Source organism: Microbacterium hydrothermale (genome assembly GCF_004854025.1).
In the GTDB taxonomy this organism is placed as follows: Bacteria; Actinomycetota; Actinomycetes; order Actinomycetales; family Microbacteriaceae; genus Microbacterium; species Microbacterium hydrothermale.
Genome location: NZ_STGM01000005.1, coordinates 177,913 through 201,341, shown reverse-complemented (window position 1 = coordinate 201,341; position 23,429 = coordinate 177,913). Strand labels below are relative to the sequence as shown.

General features: G+C 71.2%; 23 protein-coding genes and 1 tRNA gene. 7 read left to right on the top strand and 17 right to left on the bottom strand.

All coding sequences use genetic code 11. The features are described from left to right. Positions 1-174: 174 nt before the first annotated feature. A tRNA-Ser gene (locus FB047_RS11735) sits at positions 175-262 on the bottom strand. Between the two features lie 119 nt (positions 263-381). Between FB047_RS11735 and FB047_RS11730 the strand changes: the two genes are divergently transcribed. Beyond that, a complete protein-coding gene (locus FB047_RS11730; protein WP_136587381.1) occupies positions 382-1,662 on the top strand; it encodes a DUF2254 domain-containing protein in 1,281 nt (426 codons plus the stop codon). 122 nt (positions 1,663-1,784) lie between these two features. Then, positions 1,785-2,024 (top strand): PLDc N-terminal domain-containing protein, encoded by a 240-nt coding sequence (locus tag FB047_RS11725; RefSeq protein WP_136587380.1) that lies wholly within the window; start codon positions 1,785-1,787, stop codon positions 2,022-2,024. Between the two features lie 21 nt (positions 2,025-2,045). On the opposite strand, the gene FB047_RS11720 is transcribed toward FB047_RS11725, so the two are convergent. Next, positions 2,046-2,939: an HAD family hydrolase gene (locus FB047_RS11720; RefSeq protein WP_136587379.1), complete on the bottom strand. Its 894-nt coding sequence runs from the start codon at positions 2,937-2,939 to the stop codon at positions 2,046-2,048. Then, positions 2,936-4,204, bottom strand: coding sequence for a serine--tRNA ligase (serS, locus tag FB047_RS11715; protein WP_136587378.1), 1,269 nt, complete (start codon positions 4,202-4,204; stop codon positions 2,936-2,938). Before serS ends, FB047_RS11720 begins: the two co-directional genes overlap by 4 nt. 166 nt (positions 4,205-4,370) lie before the next feature. Here serS and FB047_RS11710 point away from each other — a divergent pair, with 166 nt between their 5' ends. Both FB047_RS11710 and FB047_RS11705 read left to right on the top strand, forming a co-directional pair. Next, positions 4,371-5,660: a diacylglycerol/lipid kinase family protein gene (locus FB047_RS11710; RefSeq protein ID WP_205822940.1), complete on the top strand. Its 1,290-nt coding sequence runs from the start codon at positions 4,371-4,373 to the stop codon at positions 5,658-5,660. A 240-nt stretch (positions 5,661-5,900) separates the two neighbouring features. Further along, on the top strand, positions 5,901-7,271 hold the full coding sequence (locus FB047_RS11705) for a cryptochrome/photolyase family protein (RefSeq protein ID WP_136587377.1): 1,371 nt from the start codon (positions 5,901-5,903) through the stop codon (positions 7,269-7,271). A 72-nt stretch (positions 7,272-7,343) separates the two neighbouring features. Here FB047_RS11705 and FB047_RS11700 read toward each other — a convergent pair whose 3' ends face one another. Further along, entirely contained in the window at positions 7,344-7,763 is a 420-nt protein-coding gene (locus FB047_RS11700) for an Asp23/Gls24 family envelope stress response protein (protein ID WP_136587376.1), read from the bottom strand. 121 nt (positions 7,764-7,884) lie between these two features. Beyond that, the gene (locus FB047_RS11695; protein WP_136587375.1) at positions 7,885-8,154 is read right to left on the bottom strand and encodes a hypothetical protein; all 270 of its coding nucleotides are present in this window, start codon (positions 8,152-8,154) and stop codon (positions 7,885-7,887) included. A 95-nt stretch (positions 8,155-8,249) separates the two neighbouring features. On the opposite strand from FB047_RS11695, the gene FB047_RS11690 reads away from it, so the two are divergent. Further along, positions 8,250-9,299: an LLM class flavin-dependent oxidoreductase gene (locus tag FB047_RS11690; protein WP_136587374.1), complete on the top strand. Its 1,050-nt coding sequence runs from the start codon at positions 8,250-8,252 to the stop codon at positions 9,297-9,299. A 52-nt stretch (positions 9,300-9,351) separates the two neighbouring features. On the opposite strand, the gene pheA is transcribed toward FB047_RS11690, so the two are convergent. Both pheA and FB047_RS11680 read right to left on the bottom strand, forming a co-directional pair. Next, positions 9,352-10,314 carry a prephenate dehydratase gene (gene pheA, locus FB047_RS11685; RefSeq protein WP_136587373.1) on the bottom strand — a complete coding sequence of 321 codons (963 nt, stop codon included), beginning with the start codon at positions 10,312-10,314 and terminating at the stop codon, positions 9,352-9,354. A 10-nt stretch (positions 10,315-10,324) separates the two neighbouring features. After that, the gene (locus FB047_RS11680) at positions 10,325-11,242 is read right to left on the bottom strand and encodes an EamA family transporter (protein WP_136587372.1); all 918 of its coding nucleotides are present in this window, start codon (positions 11,240-11,242) and stop codon (positions 10,325-10,327) included. Between the two features lie 72 nt (positions 11,243-11,314). Between FB047_RS11680 and FB047_RS11675 the strand changes: the two genes are divergently transcribed. Both FB047_RS11675 and pgm read left to right on the top strand, forming a co-directional pair. Beyond that, entirely contained in the window at positions 11,315-12,232 is a 918-nt protein-coding gene (locus tag FB047_RS11675; protein WP_136587371.1) for a LysR family transcriptional regulator, read from the top strand. A gap of 117 nt (positions 12,233-12,349) precedes the next feature. Then, positions 12,350-13,996 (top strand): phosphoglucomutase (alpha-D-glucose-1,6-bisphosphate-dependent), encoded by a 1,647-nt coding sequence (pgm, locus tag FB047_RS11670; RefSeq protein ID WP_136587370.1) that lies wholly within the window; start codon positions 12,350-12,352, stop codon positions 13,994-13,996. Between the two features lie 475 nt (positions 13,997-14,471). On the opposite strand, the gene FB047_RS11665 is transcribed toward pgm, so the two are convergent. The 10 genes from FB047_RS11665 to FB047_RS11620 all read right to left on the bottom strand — a co-directional run bounded on the left by FB047_RS11665 (position 14,472) and on the right by FB047_RS11620 (position 23,428). Further along, the gene (locus FB047_RS11665) at positions 14,472-15,518 is read right to left on the bottom strand and encodes an NAD(P)-dependent alcohol dehydrogenase (RefSeq protein ID WP_136587369.1); all 1,047 of its coding nucleotides are present in this window, start codon (positions 15,516-15,518) and stop codon (positions 14,472-14,474) included. A gap of 90 nt (positions 15,519-15,608) precedes the next feature. After that, on the bottom strand, positions 15,609-16,223 hold the full coding sequence (locus tag FB047_RS11660) for a bifunctional 4-hydroxy-2-oxoglutarate aldolase/2-dehydro-3-deoxy-phosphogluconate aldolase (RefSeq protein ID WP_136587368.1): 615 nt from the start codon (positions 16,221-16,223) through the stop codon (positions 15,609-15,611). After that, on the bottom strand, positions 16,220-17,143 hold the full coding sequence (locus FB047_RS11655) for a sugar kinase (protein ID WP_136587367.1): 924 nt from the start codon (positions 17,141-17,143) through the stop codon (positions 16,220-16,222). Before FB047_RS11655 ends, FB047_RS11660 begins: the two co-directional genes overlap by 4 nt. Beyond that, positions 17,143-17,982, bottom strand: coding sequence for a 5-dehydro-4-deoxy-D-glucuronate isomerase (gene kduI / locus FB047_RS11650; protein WP_136587366.1), 840 nt, complete (start codon positions 17,980-17,982; stop codon positions 17,143-17,145). The genes FB047_RS11655 and kduI overlap by 1 nt, the downstream gene beginning before the upstream one ends. 97 nt (positions 17,983-18,079) lie before the next feature. Beyond that, the gene (gene kduD / locus FB047_RS11645; RefSeq protein WP_136587365.1) at positions 18,080-18,844 is read right to left on the bottom strand and encodes a 2-dehydro-3-deoxy-D-gluconate 5-dehydrogenase KduD; all 765 of its coding nucleotides are present in this window, start codon (positions 18,842-18,844) and stop codon (positions 18,080-18,082) included. Then, positions 18,841-19,692: a fumarylacetoacetate hydrolase family protein gene (locus FB047_RS11640; RefSeq protein ID WP_136587364.1), complete on the bottom strand. Its 852-nt coding sequence runs from the start codon at positions 19,690-19,692 to the stop codon at positions 18,841-18,843. The genes kduD and FB047_RS11640 overlap by 4 nt, the downstream gene beginning before the upstream one ends. Continuing rightward, positions 19,686-20,867 carry a glycoside hydrolase family 88 protein gene (locus FB047_RS11635; RefSeq protein ID WP_136587363.1) on the bottom strand — a complete coding sequence of 394 codons (1,182 nt, stop codon included), beginning with the start codon at positions 20,865-20,867 and terminating at the stop codon, positions 19,686-19,688. The genes FB047_RS11640 and FB047_RS11635 overlap by 7 nt, the downstream gene beginning before the upstream one ends. Before the next feature lie 19 nt (positions 20,868-20,886). Further along, positions 20,887-21,561, bottom strand: coding sequence for a DUF624 domain-containing protein (locus tag FB047_RS11630; protein ID WP_136587362.1), 675 nt, complete (start codon positions 21,559-21,561; stop codon positions 20,887-20,889). A gap of 2 nt (positions 21,562-21,563) precedes the next feature. Next, positions 21,564-22,478, bottom strand: coding sequence for a carbohydrate ABC transporter permease (locus FB047_RS11625; protein WP_136587361.1), 915 nt, complete (start codon positions 22,476-22,478; stop codon positions 21,564-21,566). Beyond that, positions 22,478-23,428, bottom strand: coding sequence for a carbohydrate ABC transporter permease (locus FB047_RS11620; protein ID WP_136587360.1), 951 nt, complete (start codon positions 23,426-23,428; stop codon positions 22,478-22,480). The genes FB047_RS11625 and FB047_RS11620 overlap by 1 nt, the downstream gene beginning before the upstream one ends. Position 23,429 lies beyond the last annotated feature (1 nt).

Below are 23,429 nucleotides of genomic sequence, written 5' to 3'. Positions count from 1 at the left end.
ACAGCGCTGCAGGGACGGACGGAGCACTCGTGCCCGTCCGCGAGTGATGGAACCGCCCAGAGCGTCGCTGGAGACCTTCTGCGGTGCTCCTGCGCATGCAGACCGAGGACGACGGCGAATATGCGCAAACCCCGCCCAAACTTTCATTTGGGCGGGGTTCGAATAACGCACATTTGGCGGAGGGTGTGGGATTCGAACCCACGGGACATTGCTGCCCACTGGTTTTCAAGACCAGGTCCATCGGCCGCTCGGACAACCCTCCCGTACGAGCCGAGTCTACCGAGCCCCGCCGACCGGTTCGCGCGAGGCCGCCCCGTGGAGACGACGGGCTCCCCGTCCAGCCCCGGTCGCGGGCCGTCGCCCCCGGCTAGCGTCGACGCCATGTCCCTCGCCACGCGCAGCCCCCTGGCATCCTTCTTCCTCCGCCTCGGGAGGCAGGTCTGGGTGCGGGCGGCGATCTTCACGCTCATCGCGATCGCGGTGGCGCTCGCGGCGCGCTTCATCGGTCCGCTGCTGCCGTTCACCTTCGGCTTCGACCTCGCCGACGACTCGGTGGGTTCCCTGCTGCAGATCATCGCGACGGCCATGCTCACGGCGAGCACGTTCTCGGTGACCGCGATGGTGACGGCCTTCTCGTCGGCGACGACGACGGCGACGCCCCGGTCGACGCAACTGCTCATCGCCGACCCGACCTCGCAGAACGCCGTCTCGACGTTCGTCGGCGCGTTCGCCTACTCGCTGGTGGGGATCGTCGCGCTCTCGACCGGGTACTACAGGAGCCAGGGCCGCACCATCCTGTTCGTGTCGACCCTCGTCATCATCGCGATCGTCGTGGTCACCCTCCTGCGGTGGATCTCGCACCTCGCCACCTTCGGCCGCATGGCCGACGTGATCGATCGCGTCGAGAACGCCGCGACGACCTCGCTCGAGGCGTACGCGCACTCCCCCGCGCTCGGAGCGCGCCCCGCGATCGACGTGCCGGCGGATGCCACGGCGATCCATGCCGAACGGGTGGGATACGTCACGCACGTCGACGTGGCCGGCCTGCAGCGGCTCGCGCAGCAGCACGAGGTCGACATCCACGTGCGCGCGACGCCCGGGCGCATCGCGGATGCGCGCGTGCCGCTCGCCGCGGTCGTCGGAGACGCGGATGACGACGTGCGCGAGGCGGTGCGCCGCGCCTTCCGCATCGAGCACCACCGCACCTACGAGCAGGACCCGCGATTCGGCGTGATCGCCCTCACCGAGATCGGGAGCAGGGCGCTGTCGTCCGCGACGAACGACCCCGGGACCGCGATCGAGGTGATCGCGGCCCTGCAGCGCGTGTTCACCCGCGCGCTCGCGGTCGACCGCGACGACGAGGTGACGCACGACCGGGTGTTCTTCCCCCCGGTGCGCCTGAGCGACCTCGTCGACGACGCCTTCCGCCCCCTGGCCCGTGACGGCGCGGACAGCATCGAGGTGCAGGTGCGCCTGCAGAAGTGCCTCGCCTCGCTCGCGGCATCTTCCCCCTCTCACGCGGGGGTGTTCCAGGATGCCGCCCGCTCCGCGCTCGAGCGCACGCGGCGGACGCTGCCGCGTGGCGACCGGGCGACGCTGCACGACGCCGCGCGGACGGCGTGGGGTCAGCCCTCGCGGCGCCCGCTCGGTCGGCGCCGCTGAGAGCGGCCTATGCCCGCGGTATCCATCCGCCCCGCACCCGCGCCGGCTCCCGCCGACGGGAGTAGACCGGACCTCATCAGCCCACCACGACCCGTCGGGCCGTCTGAGATGAGGAGGCACTCATGATCGTCACCACCCTGTCTTCGCAGATCGTCCTGGCGGTGTTCGCGCTCGTGTACGCGGCATCCGTGCTCGCCACCGTCGTGGCTCTGCGCGACCCGCACAACACCGTCGGCCTCAAGGCCACGTGGGCCGTCGCGCTGCTGCTCCTGCCGCCGGTGGGACTGGTGGCGTGGGAGGCGTCGCGCATCGTCGACCACCGCGCCGACGCCGTGCGCGCCCGGCACGCGGCGCACGCCTGAGACGCGGCCCCGGGCCCGGGGTCACAGCGCGCGCAGGACCGCCGCGACGCCGCCCTCGGTGACCGACAGGCCCACCTCGCCCGCCGCCGCGTGCACCTCGGGCGGGCCCTGGTGCATCGCGATCGCGCGTCCGCCGTTGCGGACCGCCCACTGCATCATCTCGATGTCGTTGCGGCCGTCGCCCATGACCAGCACCCGCTCGGGCGCGATCTTCAGCCATCCGCGCACCAGCTCGAGCGCCGTGGACTTGTCGACGCCCTTCGGCGCGATGTCGAGCCACGCCGTCCAGCCGATCGCGTACGACACCTGGGTCAGGCCGATGCGCTCGACGAGCTCGAGGAAGTCCTTGTCGGTCTGCTCGGGGGCCACCACGACCACGCGGCACACCGGCTGCGCCGACAGCTCGGCGAAGGGGACCTTGTCGGCCTGCTCGAGGTTCCAGTCGTCGAGGTAGTCGGTGAAGAGCCTCTTGCCGTCGGGCAGCTCGACGAGGAAGTGCGCCCCGGCGAGGTGCTCGCCCAGCAGTGTCAGCACCTCGGTGGGATCGAAGGTCTCGACGTGGGCGCGTCGATAATCGCCGTCCTCGCCGTCGCGCTGCATCACGATCGCACCGTTCGAGCACACGGCGTATTCGGGACGGATGCCGAGACGATCCATGATCGTGTGGGTGCTGTCCCAGCTGCGACCGGTGGCCAGCATGACCTCGTGGCCCGCCGCCTGCGCGTGGGCGACGGCCTCGACGACCCCGGGGCTGAGCGTGTCGTCTTCGAGCAGCACGGTGCCGTCGATGTCGAGGGCGATCAGCATCCGCCCGACGGAGGCATCATGGGCCAGCTCGGCGACGGCGTCGGCCGCCTCCTGCTTCGGGGCGCTTTCGACGGCGCCGGTGGCGGGCAGAGCGGCCTCGTCGCTCACGCGATCGGCTCCATGACCTCGAGGCCGCCCAGGTAGGGCCGCAGCACCTCGGGCACGAGGACGGATCCGTCTTCGCGCTGGTGGGTCTCGAGCAGCGCGACGATCCAGCGCGTGGTGGCCAGCGTGCCGTTCAGCGTCGCGACCGGCTGCGTCTTGCCGCCGTCGGCGGGGCGGAACCGCGTCTCGAGACGCCGCGCCTGATAGGTCGTGCAGTTCGAGGTGCTCGTGAGCTCGCGGTAGGCGTCCTGCGTGGGCACCCAGGCCTCGATGTCGAACTTGCGCGCCGCGCTCGAGCCGAGGTCGCCGGCGGCGACGTCGATCACGCGGTACGCCAGCCCGAGGTCTTGCAGCATGCCCTCCTGCATCGCGACGAGACGGTCGTGCTCGGCCTCGGCATCGGCGGGGTCGGTGTAGACGAACATCTCGAGCTTGTTGAACTGGTGCACGCGGATGATGCCGCGGGTGTCCTTGCCGTAGGAGCCCGCCTCGCTGCGGTAGCACGTCGACCACCCGGCGTAGCGCTTGGCGCCGCGCTCCAGGTCGAGGATCTCGTCCATGTGGTAGCCGGCGAGGGGGACCTCGCTCGTCCCGACCAGATAGAGGTCCTCCTTGGGCAGGCGGTACACCTCGTCGGCGTGCTGGCCGAGGAAGCCGGTGCCGCGCATGACCTCCGGACGCACGAGGGTCGGCGGGATCATGGGCGTGAAGCCGGCCTGCAGGGCCCGGTCGAGGGCGAGCGTCATGAGGGCGAGCTCGAGGCGGGCGCCGATGCCGGTGAGGAAGTAGAAACGGCTGCCCGAGACCTTCGTGCCGCGCTCCATGTCGATCGCGCCGAGCAGCTCGCCGATCTCGAGGTGGTCGCGCGGGGTGAAGTCGTAGGTCGGGACCTCTCCATGGGTGCGGAGCGTGACGAAGTCGTCCTCACCGCCCGCCGGCACGCCCTCGAGGACGATGTTCTCGATCTTCGACAGCGCGGCGTCGGCCGCGGCCTCGGCCTCGGTCACTGCGTGCTGCGCAGCCTTGACCCTCTCGCTCAGCTCCTTGGCCTCGGCGACGAGAGCGGCCTTCTCGTCTTTCGGGGCCTGGGCAACGCGCTTGCCGTGAGCGTTCTGCGCCGCGCGCAGCTCTTCGAAGTCCGTGATGGCTTTGCGCCGACGGCGGTCGGCTTCCAGCGCGTCGTCGACCGACGCGGGCGATTCCCCACGGGCGATCTGGGAGCGCTTCACGAGCTCGGGATCTTCACGCAGCAGAGTCAGGTCGATCACGCGTCCATCCTACGGTCGCGCCCGACCGCGTCCGGGCGCCGGGCCCGGCCCGCCCCGACCGCGGAACGGCGGGCGACGCGCGCGGCGCATGCGTCCGCGGCATCCTGTCGTCAAGCCCACCCCTCGGGCCGGTTCGCGGGCTCCACGCGGTCCTATGGTGGATGCCATGGCCGCCCCTGACGAGCCGCGTGACGACGCGGAGTCCCCCGAGAACGTCCCCTCCGACGCACCCGCCGAGGTGAAGGCCGACGCCGCCGCCGCGGACGGCTCCCACGAGCACTTCGATGCGGCGCGCCTCGGCGACGACGTCGCGGACCACCCCCGTAAGGACGTGCCGCACCCCAAGGACGCCGCGGAGCCCGACGACGTCATCCACCAGCCCGAGGACATCGGCCCCGACTCCTCCGCCGACCTGCCGGGCAAGACGCAGCGCGTCGACGCCGAGGGCGACGAGAAGCCGATGGATGCCGAGACGACGTCGAAGAAGCGCGCCGCCCTCGTCTACAACCCCACGAAGGTCGACCCCGAACAGCTGCGGTCGCGGGTGGCGGAGCTTTCGGAAGAGGCCGGTTGGGCCGAGCCCCTGTTCTACGAGACCACCGTCGACGACCTCGGTGACGACGCCACGCGGGCCGCGCTCGACGAGAAAGTGGATGCCGTGCTCGTGGCCGGCGGGGACGGAACGGTTCGGGCCGTCGCCGAGGCGCTGACCTCGACCGGGGTGCCGCTCACGATCGTGCCCAGCGGCACCGGGAACCTGCTCGCCCGCAACCTGAATCTGCCGCTGACCGACACCGACGCGATGATCCGATCGACCTTCGACGGCGACGTCCACTCGATCGACACCGGGCTGGCCCGCATCCGCCGCGCCGACGGCGCGGTCGAGGAGCACGGGTTCTCGGTCATGGCCGGCATGGGCCTGGACGCCGCGATGATCCAGAACACGCGTGACGACCTGAAGAAGCAGGTCGGCTGGGTCGCGTACGTCGACGGCGCCGCCCGCTCCCTCGTGAACGCGAAGCCGTTCCGCGTGATGTACCAGCTGAACGGTCACCGCCTGCACTCGGCCAAGGTGCACAGCGTGCTGTTCGCGAACTGCGGCGCCCTGCAGGGCGGCGTCGCGCTGATCCCCGACGCCTCGATCGCCGACGGCCGCCTCGACGTGGCGGTGCTCCAGCCGACCGGCGTGCTGGGCTGGCTGGGCGTGTGGCGGAGCATCGTGTGGGACAACTCGGTGCTGCGCAAGTTCCGCGCCGGCCGGCGGGTGCTCGAACGCCGTAAAGACACCTCGGTGCGCTACCTGCGGGGCACGGGCATCGAACTCGCGACCGCGCCCGCGCAGCCGATCGAGCTGGACGGCGACGAGTTCGGCGAGGCGACGCGCATCTACACGCGCATCGTCGCGGGCGGTCTCATCGTGGCACTGCCCAAGGGGCACGACACCTCGGCGCTCTGACGCGCGCGTCCGCGGCATCCGCCGTCGTCGTCATCGTCGTCATCGCCGTCATCGCCGTCGCGCTGCCCGCCGGCCGGGGCGCGCGGCGAGATCACACGAACGGCGCGAGAGAACGCGGAACGGCGGGGCCGCAGCGGGTGATCTCGCGCCGAACGTGTGATCTCGGCGACGCGGTGAGCGGCGGGCGCGCGGGGGTGTCAAGCCCGGAACGGTGGATGCCGCGGTGGATAGCGTCGGAGGATGGCTTCGCCCTCGATCGTGTGGTTCCGTGACGACCTCCGCCTGACCGACAATCCGGCCCTGCGGGCGGCGCTCGACCGCGACGAGCCCATTGTGGCCCTCTACCTCCTCGATGAGGAGTCCGAGGGGGTGCGCGCTATCGGCGGAGCCGCGCGGTGGTGGCTGCACGGGTCGTTGGCATCCCTCGCCGAACGGCTCGAGGATCGGGGCGCGTCACTCGTGCTGCGCCGCGGGGCGGCAGCGAAGGTGCTCCCGGCACTGGTCGACGAGGTCGGAGCGGGCGCCGTGTTCTGGAACCGCCGCTACGGCGGAGCCGAACGCGAGATCGACGCAGGCATCAAAGAGAAGCTGCGCGACGACGGGGTGACGGTGGCGTCGTTCGCGGCGAACCTCCTCTACGAACCGTGGACCGTGCGCACGCAGGGCGACAAGCCGTACGGCGTGTACAGCCCGTTCTCGCGGGCGGTGCAGAAGCTCCCGGCGCCACGTCCGCCGATGCCCGACGCGCGCAAGGTGCCCGGGATCTCGGCATCCGTCGACTCCGACGACCTCGCGTCGTGGGAGCTGCTCCCCACGAAGCCCGACTGGGCCGGGGGCCTGCGCGAGATGTGGGAACCGGGCGAGCCGGCGGCCAAGGCGCGGCTGCGCGAGTTCCTCGACGAGGACCTCGGCGACTACTCGAAATACCGCGACGAGTTCGCCGGCGGCGCCACCTCGAACCTGTCCCCCCGCCTGCGCTGGGGCGAGCTCAGCCCGTACCAGGTGTGGCACGACACCCTCGAGCACAAAGGCTCGGGGCAGCACGCGCAGAGCGCCAGCGGCTTCCTGTCCGAGATCGTGTGGCGGGAGTTCGCGTGGCACGTGACCTACCACTCCCCCGACATCGCCACCGCGAACTGGCGGAAGAACTTCGACGCCTTCCCCTGGCCCCGCCTGAACCGCTCCCACCTCGAGAAGTGGCAGCGCGGCGACACGGGCGTCGCCGTGGTGGATGCCGGGATGCGGCAGCTGTGGAAGACCGGTGTCATGCACAACCGCGTGCGCATGGTCACGGCGTCATTCCTCATCAAGAACCTGCTCATCGACTGGCGCCACGGCGAGCAGTGGTTCTGGGACTGCCTCGTCGACGCGGATGCCGCGAGCAACCCGTTCAACTGGCAGTGGGTCGCGGGGTCGGGCGCGGATGCCGCCCCGTACTTCCGCGTGTTCAACCCGGAGACGCAGCGCAAGAAGTTCGACGCGCACGACGAGTACGTGCGCGAGTGGGCTCCGGAGTACCTGGGCGAGAACCCGCCCGAGCCCATGGTCGACCTCGGCGAGACGCGGAAGCGCGCGCTCGACGCCTACGCGCACGTGCGGCACGGGGGCTGAACGGCCCCCGGGCCGGTGTCCGGGTACGCGAAAGGGGCGCCACCTCGCGGTGACGCCCCTTGTCGACGGATGTCAGTTGACGCGCTGCTCGTCGGCGTCGTCCTCGTCGTCACCCGGGATGAACACGTCGACGACGGTCACGTTGATCTCGGCGACCTTCATACCCACGAGCTCGGTGATGGCCTGGTGCACGGCCGCGCGGACGTTCGAGGCCACGCGCTGCAGCTGCTCGGGGTAGTCGACCTGGATGGCGATGTCGGCGGCCACCTCGGTCTCGCCGACCTCGACGCTCACGCCCTGGGCGTGGTCCTTCGCGCCGACGGCCTGGCGGATGTTGCCGATCACGCGCGCGGCGCCGCCACCGAGGGCGTGGACGCCGGGGACCTCAGCCGCGGCGATGCCGGCGACCTTGGCGACGACGGCGTCGACGATGACGGTCGAGCCGCCGTCCTTCGTGGTGGGGGTGGCGGTGGTGGTGGTGTTCTCAGCCATGTTCGCTTCCTTCCGTCGTTCCGGGACCGTGTGTCCCGCGATGTCAAAGGTGAGACGCACGGCGGAGGGGATTCGTCACGACTTTCTTCCTGGGAGAAACCTGAAGGTAGATGCCGCGCCCTCAGCCGACGTCCCAGTCGACCGGGGGCGGCTCGGCGGCGAAGGGACCGTCCGAGACCTCCTCGCCCCAGAGCACCACGCGGGAGTGGGCGGTGAAGAGCACCCGCACCTCCCTATCGCCCGTCACCGAGAACCGTTCGAACCGCCCCCCGTCGTGCACGGCGGCCTCGATGCGTCTCTCGAGATCATCGACATCCTGTCCCGGCGCGAGCGAGAACGTCGCGTCGTCGACGGCCATCACCGTGCGCACCACGGTCGCTTCATCGCTCATGCGCCGCACGTTAGGAACGTCTGCGCCCGTCCGTCACGGGGGTTGCGCCCCCGCGGAAGGGGAATACTCTGCGCCCCGCGGACGTTGTCAAGGGGGTGAACGACGCGATCCCCTCCCTCTCCGTTCTCGACCTCGTGCCCGTGCGCCACGGGCAGACCAGCGCGCAGGCGGTGAGCGCCGCCCTCGACCTCGTCGAGCGGGCCGACCGCCTCGGCTACCGCCGCTACTGGTTCGCCGAGCACCACAACATGCCCTCGGTGGCATCCACCACTCCCCCGGTCCTGATCGCCGCGGCCGCCGCGCGCACGAGCCGCATCCGCGTGGGCTCGGGCGGCGTCATGCTGCCCAACCACTCGCCGCTCATCGTGGCCGAGCAGTTCGCGGCCCTCGAGGCGCTGGCACCGGGACGCATCGACCTCGGCATCGGACGGGCGCCCGGCAGCGATCCCGTCATCACGCAGCTGCTGAACCGCTCGGGGACCACGAGCGACGTCTCGCGCTTCCCCGATCACGTGACCGACATCCTCGCGCTCACCTCCCCCGAGGGCGCGACCGTGCGTTTCACCTCGGGCAGCGAGTATCAGGTGCGGGCGACGCCCGCGGCATCCGGGATGCCGCAGGTGTGGCTGCTCGGATCGAGCGACTACTCCGCACAGCTCGCGGCGTCGTTCGGCCTGCCGTACGTGTTCGCGAATCACTTCGCCGGCGAGGGGCTCGACCGGGCGCTGCACCTGTACCGCGACCAGTTCGTGCCCAACGACAGCGGCGAGGGTCCCCGCACCTTCGTGACCGCCAACGTCGTCGCCGCCCCCACCGCCGACGAGGCGGAGGAACGCGCGGTGCCGCAGCTGCGCATGATGGCGCGCCTGCGCACCAACAAGCCGCTCGTGCCACTCGAGACGGTCGAGCAGGCGAAGGCCGACCCGTTCGACGCGATGGCCGAGTCGATCATGGCCTCGACGCGGCAGAAGTGGTTCGTCGGGACGGGCGCCGACGTGCAGGGCCGGCTCGCCGCCTTCGCCGCGCAGCACGGCGTCGACGAGATCATGGTGTCGCCCGTGGCCGGGGCCTACGACGGCGAAGGGGCGGACGGACGGATTCAGACGCTCGAGCTCATCGCGACGCCGGCGGCCGTGGCGGCCTGAGAGCGGTGGGCGGGGGTGGGTGCCCGCTCACGGTCGCCGAGTCGTGCGAGGGTCAGGCCTCGGGCTCGCCGCTCAGCAGACCCCGCAGCCAATCGCGGGCCTCGACGAACACGTCGTCGCTGTAGCGCTGCGGGTATCGCACGATCGCGCGGTCGGCGCGCGCGTACGATCCGAGGAAGATGACCTTCGGGCTGAAGCGCCGCAGACCCAGCAGCGCGTCAGCCATGCGCTCGTCGTGCACGTGCCCGTCGGCGTCGATCACGAAGCGATAGCGCCCGAGGGCGTCTCCGATGGGACGGGATGCCAACAGGCTCAGGTTGATGCCCCGGGTGGCGAACTGCTCGAGCAGCTCCAGCAGCGCACCCGGGTGGTCCTCGGGCAGCTCGACGATGAGCGAGGTCTTGTCGGCTCCCGTCGGAGGCGCCGGCGCGACCGTGCGGCTGACCAGGACGAAGCGCGTCACGGCGTTGGGGTTGTCGCCGATGTTCTCGGCCAGCACGCTCAGGTCGTGGTGCGCGACGATCCCGGGGGCGGCGACCGCAGCGTCGGCGGCACTCGTGCCGTCCAGTACGCCGAGCGCACTCGCGACATTGCTCTCGGCCGGCAGGTGGGCGTGAGCGGGCAGGTTCTTGCTCAGCCAGCCCAGGCACTGCCCGTAGGCGACCGGATGCGCGGCGACGAGCGAGACGTCGGCCAGGGTGGCCCCCGGCCGCCCGACGAGCACGAAATTCACGGGGACGAGGTACTCGCCCACGATGCGCAGTCCCGGCACGGTCGCCAGGGCATCCTGCGCCGTCGAGACCCCGCCGTCGACCGAGTTCTCGATCGCGATCATCGCGGCATCCGATCGTCCCTCGACGACGTCGGCCAGCGCTTCGCCGACATTGCGCACCGGGCGCCAGATCTGATCGCGCGCCTCGGGGACCTGCGCGAGAGCCGCCTCGGTGAACGTCCCTGCCGGGCCCAGGTAGCTGTAGGTACGTCGGGCGGGCACGGTCTCTGTGTCGGGCAGCACGGCGACCAGCCTAGACCGGGGTGCGCGCTTCGGCCTCCGCGATCGCGGGACGACGCCGTGCGCGCGGCGCCATGGTCGTCACGAGCACGCCGCCCACCAGCAGGAGTCCACCCAGAACCTCGGCCGGAGCCGGGATCTGGCCGAGCATGAGAGCCGCGGCGATCATCGCCACCACGGGCGCCAGCAGCACCCACGGGACCACCGCCGCCGAGGGGTTGCGGGCGAGCAGGCCGTTGAAGATCGCATACCCCGCGAGGGTGCACAGTCCCGCCGTGTACACCGTCGACAGCACGGCCGACCAGCCGAAGGCGGCGAGCCCCGCGCCGATCGCGGCGGGACCATCGATGGTGAACGCGAGGGCGAGCGCCGGGACGGGAACGACGAGCGCCGACCAGACCGTGAGCGAGAGCGCACCCAGCGGCCCCGGACCCGCGACGACGCCGGCTCGCCGGGACACGACGTTGCCCACCGCCCACGACAGCGCCGCGGCGAGCGCGAGCACCACCGCCAGCGCGGGGGCGTTCCCCCCGCGACCGGCGGCGACCACCGCGAGACCGGCCACTCCGATCGCGACGCCGACGCCCTGTCCGAGGGTGGGGCGCTCGCGCAGCACGCCCGCGGCGATGACCACCGTGAACACCGCCTGCGCCTGCAGCAGCAGAGCCGCCAGCCCGGGTTGCAGCCCCAGCGCCAGCGCGGAGTAGAGCAGACCGAACTGCCCCAGGCTCATGAAGAGCCCCACTCCCACGACGGTGCGCCAGGACGCCACGGGCCGGGGCACGATCACGACGAACGCCGCGACGACGGCGAAGCGGATCGCGACGAACAGCAGCGGCGGGATGCCGGCCATCCCCCACTCGATGACGAGGAAGTTCAACCCCCAGGCGGCGGCCACCCCGGCGGCCAGCATCATGTCGCGTCTGCTCACGGTCTCAGCTCAGCGGCATCCGTCGTGTAGCACCAGCGAATGTTTCTTCACGGAACGCGGTAGCGTCGCTGCATGATTGATCTCGACGCCGTCCGCTCGCTGCGCACGGTCGCCCGCGAGGGCAGCGTGTCGGCGGCCGCCGCGGCCCTGGGCTTCACGCCCTCCGCGGTGTCTCAGCAGATCAAGCGCCTCGAACGCGAGACCGGCGTGACGCTCCTCGAGCGTGTCGGCCGTGGTGTCGCGCTCACCGACGCCGGGACGCACCTCGTCGTGGGGTCGACGCCGATCCTCGCCGAGCTCGAGAAGCTGCGCGCCGACCTGCAGGCCGACGGCTCGCCCCACGGCGCGGTCGCCGGCGACCTGCGCGTCGCCGCCTTCTCGACGGTGGTGCGGGGCATGCTCGCGCCCCTGCTGGTCGACCTCGCCGCCGCGCATCCCGACCTGCGACTGCTCGTGCGCGAGAGCGAGCCGTGGGAGACCGTCGCGCTCGTGGCCTCCGGCCAGCGCGACCTCGGGATCGCGCACCAGTGGGGCGGAGTGGCCCTCGCGATCCCCGACAACCTCGTCGTCACACCCCTTTTCACCGACGTCGCCGACGTCATCGTGCACCGGAGCCACCGCCTCGCCACCCGCGAGGTCGTGCACCCCGTCGACCTCGCCGACGAGGCCTGGGTCGCGACCTTCGAGACCACCATCTGCCGGCAGTGGCTCCGACGGCTGTTCGACGGCATCCGCAATGCACCCCGTGTGGTCTTCGAATCGATGGAATTCGAGAACCACCTCGAGCTCGCGCGCACCGGGGCCGTCGTGGCACTGGTGCCGCGGCTCGGCCGCGCGGCCCTCGGCGACGACCTGGTGGCGATCCCCACCGCGGCACCGGCCTCCACTCGCGACGTCGTGGCCGTGCACCGTCGCTCGCAGGCCGATTCGCCCGCGCTGCGGGTCGCTCTCGAGGCTCTGATCGCCGCGGGACGCGACCACGTGCGCTGAACGCTCTCACGATCGAGGACCTGCACACGCGTCCCGCGAAGCCGGGCGCGACGACGGATTCGCCCAGAATGCGTCACGGCGTGTGCGCATGTCGGAGACAGCGGGCAGACTGGGCGCATGAGCAGTCGCGCAGGACAGCCCGCCGAGGCATCCGATCTCATCGACATCGACGACCTGATCGCCGCGTATTACGACCGCAAGCCGGATGCCGCGGTGCCCGAGCAGCGCGTCGCCTTCGGCACGAGCGGCCACCGCGGCTCGTCGCTGAGCACGAGCTTCAACGAGGACCACATCCTCGCGACCACGCAGGCCATCGTGGACTATCGGGCGGCGCAGGGCATCACGGGCCCGCTCTTCCTCGGCCGCGACACCCACGGCCTGTCGCTCCCGGCCGAGCGCAGCGCCATCGAGGTGCTCGTCGCGAACGGCGTCGACGTGCGCGTCGACTCCCGCGACGCGTGGGTGCCCACGCCCGCTCTGAGCCACGCGATCCTCACCTACAACCGCGACCGCGCGGCGGACGACCCGGGCCGTGCCGACGGCATCGTCGTGACGCCCTCGCACAACCCCCCGCGCGACGGCGGCTTCAAGTACAACCCGCCTCACGGCGGCCCCGCCGACACCGACGCCACGGGTTGGATCGCCGACCGCGCGAACGACCTCATCGCGGCCGGCCTCGAGGGCGTGCAGCGCACCCGCCACGCCGACATCGACCTCGACGGCCTCGGACAGTACGACTTCCGCGACGCGTACGTGCGCGACCTGGCATCCATCATCGACGTCGACGCGATCAAGAACGCGGGCGTCCGCATCGGCGCCGACCCCCTGGGCGGAGCGTCGGTGGAGTACTGGGCGCTCATCGCCGAGGTGTACGGCCTCGACCTGACCGTGGTGAACCCCGAGGTCGACCCGACGTGGAAGTTCATGACGCTCGACTGGGACGAGAAGATCCGCATGGATCCGTCGTCGCCCTCGGCGATGGCCTCGCTCGTCGCCGCGCGCGCCGAGTACGACATCCTCACCGGGAACGACGCGGACGCCGATCGCCACGGCATCGTCACCCCCGACGCGGGGCTGATGAACCCCAACCACTACCTCGCCGTCGCGATCGACTACCTGTTCTCGCACCGACCGGGCTGGCCGGCCGACGCCGCCGTGGGCAAGACGCTCGTGTCGTCGATGATCATCGACCGGGTCGCGGCCTCGCTGGGCAAGACGCTGCTCGAGGTGCCCGTGGGCTTCAAGTGGTTCGTCCCGGGCCTGCTCGACGGTTCCGTCGCGTTCGGCGGGGAAGAGTCGGCCGGAGCGTCGTTCCTGCGCAAGGACGGCACGGTCTGGACGACCGACAAGGACGGCATCCTGCTCTGCCTGCTCGCCGCCGAGATCCTCGCCGTCACCGGCAAGACGCCCTCGCAGCGGTACGCCGAGCTCGAGGCCGAGTTCGGTGCATCCGCCTACCAGCGCGTCGACGCGGCGGCGACGCCCGCGCAGAAGGCGGCGCTGTCGAAGCTGTCTCCGGATGCCGTGTCGGCCACCGAGCTGGCCGGAGAGCCCATCACCGCGAAGCTGTCGCACGCGCCCGGCAATGGTGCGGCGATCGGCGGCCTCAAGGTGCAGACCGAATCGGCGTGGTTCGCCGCGCGCCCCTCGGGCACCGAAGACGTCTACAAGCTGTACGCCGAGTCGCTGCGCGGCGAAGAGCACCTGCGCGCGGTGCAGGAAGAGGCGCGGGCCGTCGTGTCCGCGGCCCTCGGCCAGGCGTAACACCGTCGCCGAAGCGGCGTCGTCCTGCGGGGCGGCGCCGCTTTCGCGTGTGCCGGGGGGGCGGCGGGCACGGCGCGCGCGGGGGCGGCGCGCGCGGGCACGCGGCGGCCGGCAGTCGCCGATAAACGCCGATCCGTGTGAGAAACGCGGCGACGCCGCGAGTTTAAGCACCAGGAGCGTTTATCGGCGACGGGCCAGCGGCGTTCCTCCGGGGCAGGACAGCGGCGGGACCGCCGCGAGGTCCCGCTCGACCGCTCCGCCCGCCCGCGCCGATAAACGCCGATCCGTGCGAGACACGCGGTGACGCCGCGTGTCTCAGCAGGGAGGGCGTTTATCGACACCGGGGTGGCGGGGGGAACGCCGCGACACCGGGGTGGCGGAGGGAACGCCGCGGCCCCGCGGTGGCGGAGGGAACGCCGCGGCCCCGGCGCTCCGGAGAACGTCGGGGCCGTGGCATCCGGGGACGGAAACCGGATCAGGCGGGGGCGAAGGTCTTCGCGTCGATGACGAAGCGGTAGCGCACGTCGCTCTTCAGCACGCGCTCGTAGGCCTCGTTGATCTGATCGGCCGAGATCAGCTCGGTCTCGGGCGCGATGCCCTTCTCGGCGCAGAAGTCGAGCATCTCCTGGGTCTCACGGATGCCGCCGATCGACGAACCCGCGAAGGAACGACGGTTGGTGAACAGCGTGAAGACCTGGATCGGCAGCGGCTCCGGCGGGGCGCCGACGTTGACCATCGTGCCGTTCAGCGCCAGCAGGCCCAGGTACTGCTTGAGGTCGAGCGGGGCGCTGACGGTGTTGATGATGAGATCGAAGTGCTTCTTGAGCTTCTCGAAGGTCTCGTCGTCCTTCGTCGCGTAGTAGTGGTCGGCGCCCATCTTCAGGCCGTCGTCCTTCTTGCTCAGCGTCTGCGAGAGCACGGTGACCTCGGCGCCCATGGCGTGGGCGATCTTGACGGCCATGTGGCCGAGCCCGCCGAGGCCGACGACGGCGACCTTCTTGCCGGGGCCGGCGTTCCAGTGGTTCAGCGGCGAGTAGGTCGTGATGCCCGCGCACAGCAGCGGAGCGGCCTTCTCGTAGGGGATCGACTCGGGAACGCGCAGCACGAAGTGCTCGTCGACGACGATCTTCTCGCTGTAGCCGCCCTGGGTGATCGTGCCGTCGACGTCCTTCGCGCCGTACGTGCCGATGTTGCCCTTCTCGCAGTACTGCTCCTCGCCCGCGAGGCAGTTCTCGCACTCGCGGCACGAGTTGACCATGCAGCCGACGCCGACGCGGTCGCCGACCTTGTGGCTGGTCACCTCGGAGCCGACCTCGGCGACCGTGCCGACGATCTCGTGGCCGACGGTCAGGGGGTAGGGGACGTCGCCCCACTCGCCGCGGATGGTGTGGATGTCGGAGTGGCAGATGCCGGCGTAGGCGATGTCGATCAGGACGTCCTTCGGGCCGACCTCGCGGCGCTCGATGGTCGTGGGCTCAAGGGGTGAGGTCGCGGACGACGCCGCGTAGGCGTTGACGTGCATGGGTCTCCTCGGTGGGGGTCGATTCGGACGTATCGATCTTCCTCTCCCTCCCGCCGCAGAAGACGGGCTTGCACGGACGTGCAGAATGGCTCATCGCAACAGCCGCGCGAGTCGCGGCAGTTGCGATGCGTCTTCGAGGGCCGAGCCGACCGCGGCCACACGCACCCCGGCATCCAGGAATTCCGCCGCATTGCCGGCGTCAAGGCCGCCGGTCGCGACGAACCGCACGTCGGGGAACGGTCCGCGGATCACCCGGAACCACGCGGGCCCGAGCCACGTCGCCGGGAAGGCCTTGAGCCAGCGCAGCCCGAGGGCGACCGCGCGCTGCACCTCGCTGGGCGTGGCGACGCCCGGGAGGATCGGGATGCCGTGCTCTCGAGCGGCCGCGACCACCGCCGGGTCGAGTCCCGGTGAGACGAGGTAGCGGGCCCCCGCGGCCAGTGCCACGGGAACCTGCGCGGGGTCGACGATCGTGCCCGCGCACACCGACAGCCCGCGCTCGGTCGCCGCCGCGGCGACGGCCCTCAGCGCTTCTTCGTCGTCGGGCGTCTGCAGCGGCACCTCGACGGAGGAGATGCCGAGGTCCCACGCCGTGGTCGCGAGGGCGAGCGAGCGCTCGCGTCCCATTCCGCGCAGGATCGCCATGAGCGGCGCCCCCGCGAACGTCTCGTCGAAGAAAGCGGTGTCGTCGGAGGGTGGGGTCATGCGAGGGTCCTGTCGAGGCACGGGGGCGGAGTGGGGTCGTGGATCGAGTCGCCGTAGGTGCGCAGGGTCAGGGCGGCCCGCGCGTGCCCGGCGGCGAGGCGGTCGGCCGCGTCGAGGCCCCGGGCACGCGCGGCGAGGTAGCCGCCGGCGAACGCGTCGCCGGCGCCCACGGCGTCGAGCACCTCGACGCGCAACGCGGGCACGAAGACGCGTCCCGCGTCCGCGAAGACGGTGGCTCCGACGCCGCTGTCCTTCACGACGAGCTCGGGGACCGTCGGCAGAAGTCGCCGCACATCGTCGTCGCGCGGGGTCTGCCAGAGCGTCTCGGCCTCGTCACGGCCGACGAACACGATGTCGGCGCGCGCGGCGAGGGCCGCGAGCACCGGACCGGCGTCCGCCGCCGGCCACAGCGCCGCGCGGTGGTTCACGTCGAAGCTCACGGTGACGCCGAGGGCGCGGGCGCGGGTCATCGCCGCGTCGAGGAATTCGCGCGCCGAAGGCGACAGCGCGGCGGTGATGCCCGAGACGTGCAGCACGTCGACATCGTCGAGGCGGAGCGCCGCGGCATCCCGTACCCCGAGGTGCGCCGCCGCGGAACCCGCGCGGTAGTACCGGACCCCGCGACCCGGGTCTTTCACATACAGTCCCGTCGGATGCCGTTCGTCGCGCACCACGCCCGCGGTGTCCACCCCGCGGGCCGAGACCTGTCGCAGGACGCGGTCGCCGAGGGCGTCGGTGCCCAGTCTGCTGGCCCACCGAGCCGTCACGCCGAGGGCCGCGGCGTGCGCGGCGACGTTCGACTCGGCGCCGCCCGCGTCGAGGAGGAAGACGGCGGCATCCGTCACCCCCTCGCCGTCGGAAGGCGCGAGCATCGCCATGGTCTCGCCGACGGCGAGGAGAACAGGGGCGGGAGCGGCCATCAGCGCAGGTCGGTGATGGGGGCGGCGTCCATGTCGTCGAAGGACTGATTCTCGCCCGCCATGGCCCAGACGAACGAATACGCGGCCGTGCCGACGCCGGAGTGCAGCGACCAGCTCGGCGAGATGACCGCCTGGCGGTCGCCGACGATGAGGTGCCGGGTCTCGTCGCGTTCGCCCATGAGGTGCACGACGCGAGCGTCGTCGGGCACGTCGAAGTAGAGGTAGCACTCGGTGCGACGGTCGTGGGTGTGGGCGGGCATGGTGTTCCACATCGACCCGGGGTGCAGCTGCGTCACCCCCATCACGATCTGGCAGCTCTGCACGCCGTTCTCGTGGATGTACTGGTTGAGCGTGCGGCGGTTGCTCGTGAGCGGGTCGCCGAGCTCGCGCACGGTTCCCTCGCCCGGCGAGACGAGAGCCGCCGGGTAGGTCGTGTGCGCGGGCGCCGAGAAGAGGTAGAACTGCGCGCCGGCATCCCGCGCGTCGGCGAAGACCACGTCGCGGATGCCGCGACCGAGGTACAGGCACGCTCCGGTCGCGAGTTCGTAGACCACGCCGTCGGCGGTGACCGTGCCCGGTCCCCCGACGTTGACGATGCCCACCTCGCGGTGCTCGAGGAAATAGTCGCTGCGGATCTCGGGATAGCCCGTCAGCGCGAGCTCCGAGCCGGCCGGCACCGCACCGCCGAGGACGATGCGGTCATGGTGGGTGTACGTCAGGCGCACCTCCCCCGCCACGAAGACGTCGTCGATGAGGAAGCGCTCGCGCACCTGTGCGGTGGTCATGCCCGGGATCTGCTCGGGGTGGGTGGCGTAACGCTGGGGGATGGAGGCGGTCATGCGGTTCTCCTGGTTTCGGGCCCGGCTGGCCGGGGCGGATCGGTGGGGACGGTCGGCGGGACGATGCCGGCTGCGGAGGACGGACGGGCGCGGCGGGTCAGCGCACGAGCCAGCCGCCGTCGACCGGGATGACGGCGCCCGTGACGTACGCGGCGGCCTCGGACGCGAGGAACACGAACGCCCCCTGCAGGTCGGCGGGGGTGCCCCACCGCCCGGCCGGGATGCGCGCGAGGATCGAGGCCTCGCGATCGGCGTCGGCGCGGATCGGGGCGGTGTTGTCGGTGGCCATGTAGCCCGGCGCGATCGCGTTGACGGTGACGCCCGAGGCCGCCCACTCGTTCGCGAGGGCCTTCGTGAGGCCCGCGACGGCGTGCTTGCTCGCGGCGTAGCCCGGCACGAGGATGCCGCCCTGGAACGACAGCATCGAGGCGACGTTGACGATGCGCCCCCAGCCCTGCGCGATCATGTGCCGGCCGGCGGCCTGGGACAGGTGGAACACCGCGTCGAGGTTGACCGCGAGCACGTCGTCCCAGTCCTGGGCGGGGTGATCGGCGGCCGGGGCCCGGCGGATCGTTCCGGCGTTGTTGACGAGGATGTCGATGCGCCCGAGCGTCTCGACGGCCTCGTCGATCGCGGAGGCCAGCTCGTCGCGCGAGGCCGAGACGAAGTCGCGGTGGATCGTGTGCACGCGCCGGCCGAGGTTCCGCGCGAGCTCGGCCGTGTGCTCCGCGTCGCCGCGGTCGATCAGCACGAGATCGGCTCCGGCCTCGGCGAGCGCCAGGGCCGCGCCCCGTCCGAGACCGCGGCTGGAGCCGGTGACGACGGCGACGCGGCCGTCGAGGCGGAAGGTGTCGAGGATCATTCGGGCTCTCCCGGGGGTGCGATGAAGGTGGTCGTGAGTTCGCCGATACCCGTCACCCGCACGGTGACCGCGTCGCCGGGGGCGAGGGGGCGGTGCGCCGACTGCGCGGCGGGGAGCTTCTGCGGCGTGCCGGTCGAGATGACATCGCCCGGTTCGAGGGTCAGCACCTGACTGAGGTGGTGGACGACGAAGGCGACCGAGAAGATCGTCGTCGCCGTGGATTGCGAGACCGTGACCTCGCCGTCACGGACGACCTCGACGAGAAGGTCCTGCGGGTCGATCTCGTCGGCGGTGACCAGCCACGGTCCCAGCGGAGCGAAGCCGTCGAAGCATTTGCCCAGCGCCCACTGGCTCTGTCTGCGCTGCCAGGCGCGATCGGAGACGTCGTTGAGCAGCGTGAAGCCCGCCACGTACGACAGGGCCTCCTGCTCCGAGACCGCGTGCGCGCGGCGCCCGATGACGACGGCGATCTCGCCCTCGTAGTCGACGTCGTCGGCGACGGCGGGGATCACCACGGGATCGTTCGGCCCGCCGAGGGTGTTCGCCGTCTTCACGAACACGTCGGGGCTGTCCGGGTCGTCGGCGGTGGGGTCGACGCCGTCGGGCACGTGCCCGCGGTAGTTGTAGCCGAGGCACAGCAGCGAGCGCGGAGTCACCGGCGCCTGCAGCGTCGAGGGGTCCAGGGGCGGGAGGGTCGCGGCATCCGTCCGTTCCACGAGGGAGCGGATGCCGTCGAGGTCGCGGAACAGCTCGGGCAGCGGACGCGGGCCGAGGTCGAGCACGTGATCGCCCGAGGGTCCGGCGACGACCGCGATCGAGCGGTCGCCGGCGCGCGCGAGCCTCACCATACGGGCCGCCAGTCGGGGCGGGCTGCGCGGACGAGGGCTTCGAAGAAGAAGTAGTCGCCCCAGAGCGTCCCCTCGTCGACGCCGACGTCCTTCGGGAGGTCGTAGACGCTGTGCAGCAGCACCGTGTCGGCGTCCTCGGCGCGGGCGGGGGTGTATCCGGCGATGAGGGATGCCAGGATCCGCTCCGCCGCGGCGCGCCAACGCGGCGCCCCCTCGGGGTCGACGGCGGCCAGCTCGAACAGCCCGCACACGGCGATCGCGCCCGAAGAGCTGTCGCGCGGGGCGTCGGCGCCGTCGTTGTAGACGAGGTCCCAGTAGGGCACGTCGTCGGCCGGCAGGTGCGCGAGGAAGTACTCGGCGCAGGTGCGCGACGCCTCGAGCAACGACGCGTCGCCGGTCGCACGGTGATTCATCGCGAAGCCGTAGATCCCCCACGCCTGCCCGCGCGCCCAGCACGAGTCGTCGAACGCGCCCTGCTCGGTGGCGCCGCGCAGGGGCTCCCCGGTCTCGGCGTCCCAGTAGAACGTGTGGAACGTCGAACCGTCGGGGCGCAGGATGCGCCGGCGCAGCTCTCGCGTGTGCCGTGCCACGACGTCGCTGTACCGGGAGTCGCCCGTCTGCTCGGCCGCCCAGGTCAGCAGCGGCATGTTCATGAGGCTGTCGATGATCGTGCGCCCGCGCTGCGCGGGGTCGGCGAGGTCGCCCCAGGCCTGGATGACGCCCGCCGACGGCAGGAACCGGGTCATCAGGTGCTCGGCCGCCGCGAGAGCGCTGGATCGGGCGTCCTCGTCGCCGAGCAGGCGGGCCGGGGCGACGCACGACAGCGTGTAAAGGAAGCCGAGGTCGTGGGTGTCGAGGTCGCGCTCCTCGCGCACCCGGCGTCCGAAGTCGGCGGCGTGCGCCAGGGCGGCGTCGCGGAAGACGTCGTCGCCGGTGAGCTCCCACCCGATCCACTGCATCCCGGGCCAGAAGCTCGTCGTCCAGCCGCGGTTCTCCCCCTCGTCGAAGCCGGGGGCGGCGGGCCGCAGCGGGTACCGGTCGTCGCGCGTGGTGTCGTCGGGGTAGCGGAGGCCGAAGGCGCGGATGTTCGCGCGCACCGTATCGAGCACCTGCGCGATCGCGCGGTCGGTGTCGGCGCGGACGGCGGCCGCGGCGGAGGGAGGGGAGGTGGTCATGCGGGGGAAGTCCTTCGGATCAGACGGCGGCGACGGTGGAGTCGGCCGGAAGCACGGGGCGGAGGCAGAAGCGGGCGTTCGCCCACACCAGGTACAGGGCGGGCGCCGCGGTCAGGCCGAGGGCTAGCGCGGGCGAGGTGGTGAACAGCACGGCTTGAGCCGCGAGCACGAGCAGGCTCACGACGCTGAGGTACCAGCGACGCACGGCGAGCACCGCCGCCGTCGAGAGGAGGACCCGAAGCGGCGTTCCCGGCGCTTCGGCGAGCGCGGTCAGGGCGACCGGGGCGGTGGCCATCACGAGCAGCGCGACGGTGCCGCACAGCGGGACGACGACGACCGACCAGGATGCCGCCGACACGGCGCGCACGTCGACCAGGACGATCGCGAGGACCCCGGCCACGAGAGCGCCGATTGCGAGCGCCTTGCGCAGCGTCCGTCGCCACCCGGCGAAGAAGGCGCGGACGACGCGCGCCTCGCCGACCTGGTGCGCCCGGAAAGCGGTGAGGGCGCCGGCCAGCGCGGGAGCGCTCACCGGGAGCGCGATCAGCAGCAACGGCCAGGTCTGCGCGGGGTCGGTGGCGAGCAGGAGCAGCACCAACGGTGCACCGGCGACGAGCAGGAGCACGTTGACGATCAGCCCCAGGTAGACCGTCGAGAAGACGTTCGCGTAGGTGTCATGGGAGATGCGACGCACGATCAGCCCTTCATCCCGCTGGTGGCGATGCCCTCGACGAAGTACTTCTGGCCGAAGAGGAAGACGATCGCGATGGGCACCACCGACATCGTCAGACCCGCGAACAGCAGCGCGTAGTTGGCGTCGTAGAGGGTGCTGACGAAACTCTGCAGACCCAGCTGGATCGTCCAGAGGTCGGGGTTGCGCAGGTAGATGAGGGGCCCGAGGTAGTCGTTCCAGGTGTTCACGAACGTCAGCAGCGTCAGACTCGCGATCGCCGGGACCGACAGCGGCAGCATGATGCGAGCCCAGATCCCGTACTCGCTCAGACCGTCGAGGCGCGCGGCCTCGGACAGGTCCTCGGGGATGGTGTCGTAGTACTGCTTCATCAGGAACACCCCGAACGCCCCGAACGCCTGGATGAGGATGATCGCCCAGAGGCTGTTCGACACCTTGAGGTTCGACAGCAGGATGAACTGCGGGATCATGTACGACTGCCACGGGACGGCGATGGTCCCGATGTACACGAGGAACAGCACGTCGCGGCCGGGGAAGCGCATGCGGGAGAACCCGTAGGCGGCGAACGAGCCGGTGAGCACTTGGAGGAAGGTCACCACCACGGCCAGCAGCAGGGTGTTGCGGATCCACGTGAGCATGCCGGACTGCGTCCAGATGTCGACGTAGTTGCTCCACACCCAGGTCTCGGGGAACCACTTCACCGGGGCGCTGAAGACGTCGTTGGGCGTCTTGAGCGAGCTCATGATCATCCAGAAGAACGGCAGCAGCAGTGCGGCGGCGGCGACGATCATGACGGCGTAGCCGACGATCCGCCCCACGCGGCGGGCGGGGTGGGAGCCCGCGACCGGGCGGCGGCGGGGCGGCTTGGCGCCCGCGGTGACGAGCGTGCGGGTGGCGTCGGGGACGAGGAGGTCGGTCATCAGGCGTCCCGCTTCTTGTTGAGGAAGAACTGCACGAGCGTCACCACGATGCACAGGAGGAACAACACGATGGAGGCCGCCGAGGCGTAGCCGAACTGGTTCTCCTGGAAGCCCTTCTGGTAGATGAACTGCGACAGCACGAGCGTCGACTGCCCCGGTCCGCCCTGCGTCATGACGAGGATGAGATCGAAGATCTTGAACGAGTTGATCGTGAGCATCACGGTCACGAAGAAGGTGGTCGGGCGCAGGCACGGCAGGGTGACGTTGACGAAGCGCTGCCAGACGTTGGCACCGTCGACGCGCGCGGCCTCGTGCAACTCACGGGGCACCGTCTGGAGACCGGCGAGGAAGAGGATCATGTAGTAGCCCATGTCGCGCCAGGTGCTGATGATCACGACGGCGGGCATGGCCCACTCCGACGAGGTGAGCCACCCGGGCGGGTTCTGCAGACCGAAGAAGCGCAGGATCTCGTTGATCGGCCCGTACTCCGGGCTGAACAGGAGGTTCCAGACGACGGCGATCGCGACGATCGAGGTGATGTAGGGGAAGAACGCGGCCGTGCGGAAGAACGCCACCCCGCGCAGCTTGTTGTTCAGCAGCAGGGCGAGCCCCAGAGCGACGATCATCGTCAACGGGATGTGCAGTGCCGCGTAGTACAGGGTGTTCAGCAGCGCGATGCGGAAACTGCCGTCGCCGATGAGCCGCTGGAAGTTGGCCAGGCCGACGAACGCCGACGACCCGAAGACGTTCCAGTTCGTCATCGACATGTAGAAGAGCGTGACGACGGGGACGAGCGTCAGGGCGGCGAAGCCCAGGAAGTTGGGGAGGATGAAGCTCCACCCGATGAGGGTGCTGCGCAGCGTCAGACGCGAGCGGCGGCGCACGGGGCGGGGCCCGCGGTCCCGCCCGGTCTTCGACGCCCGCGGGCGCGTGTCGGCGATGGTCGCCATG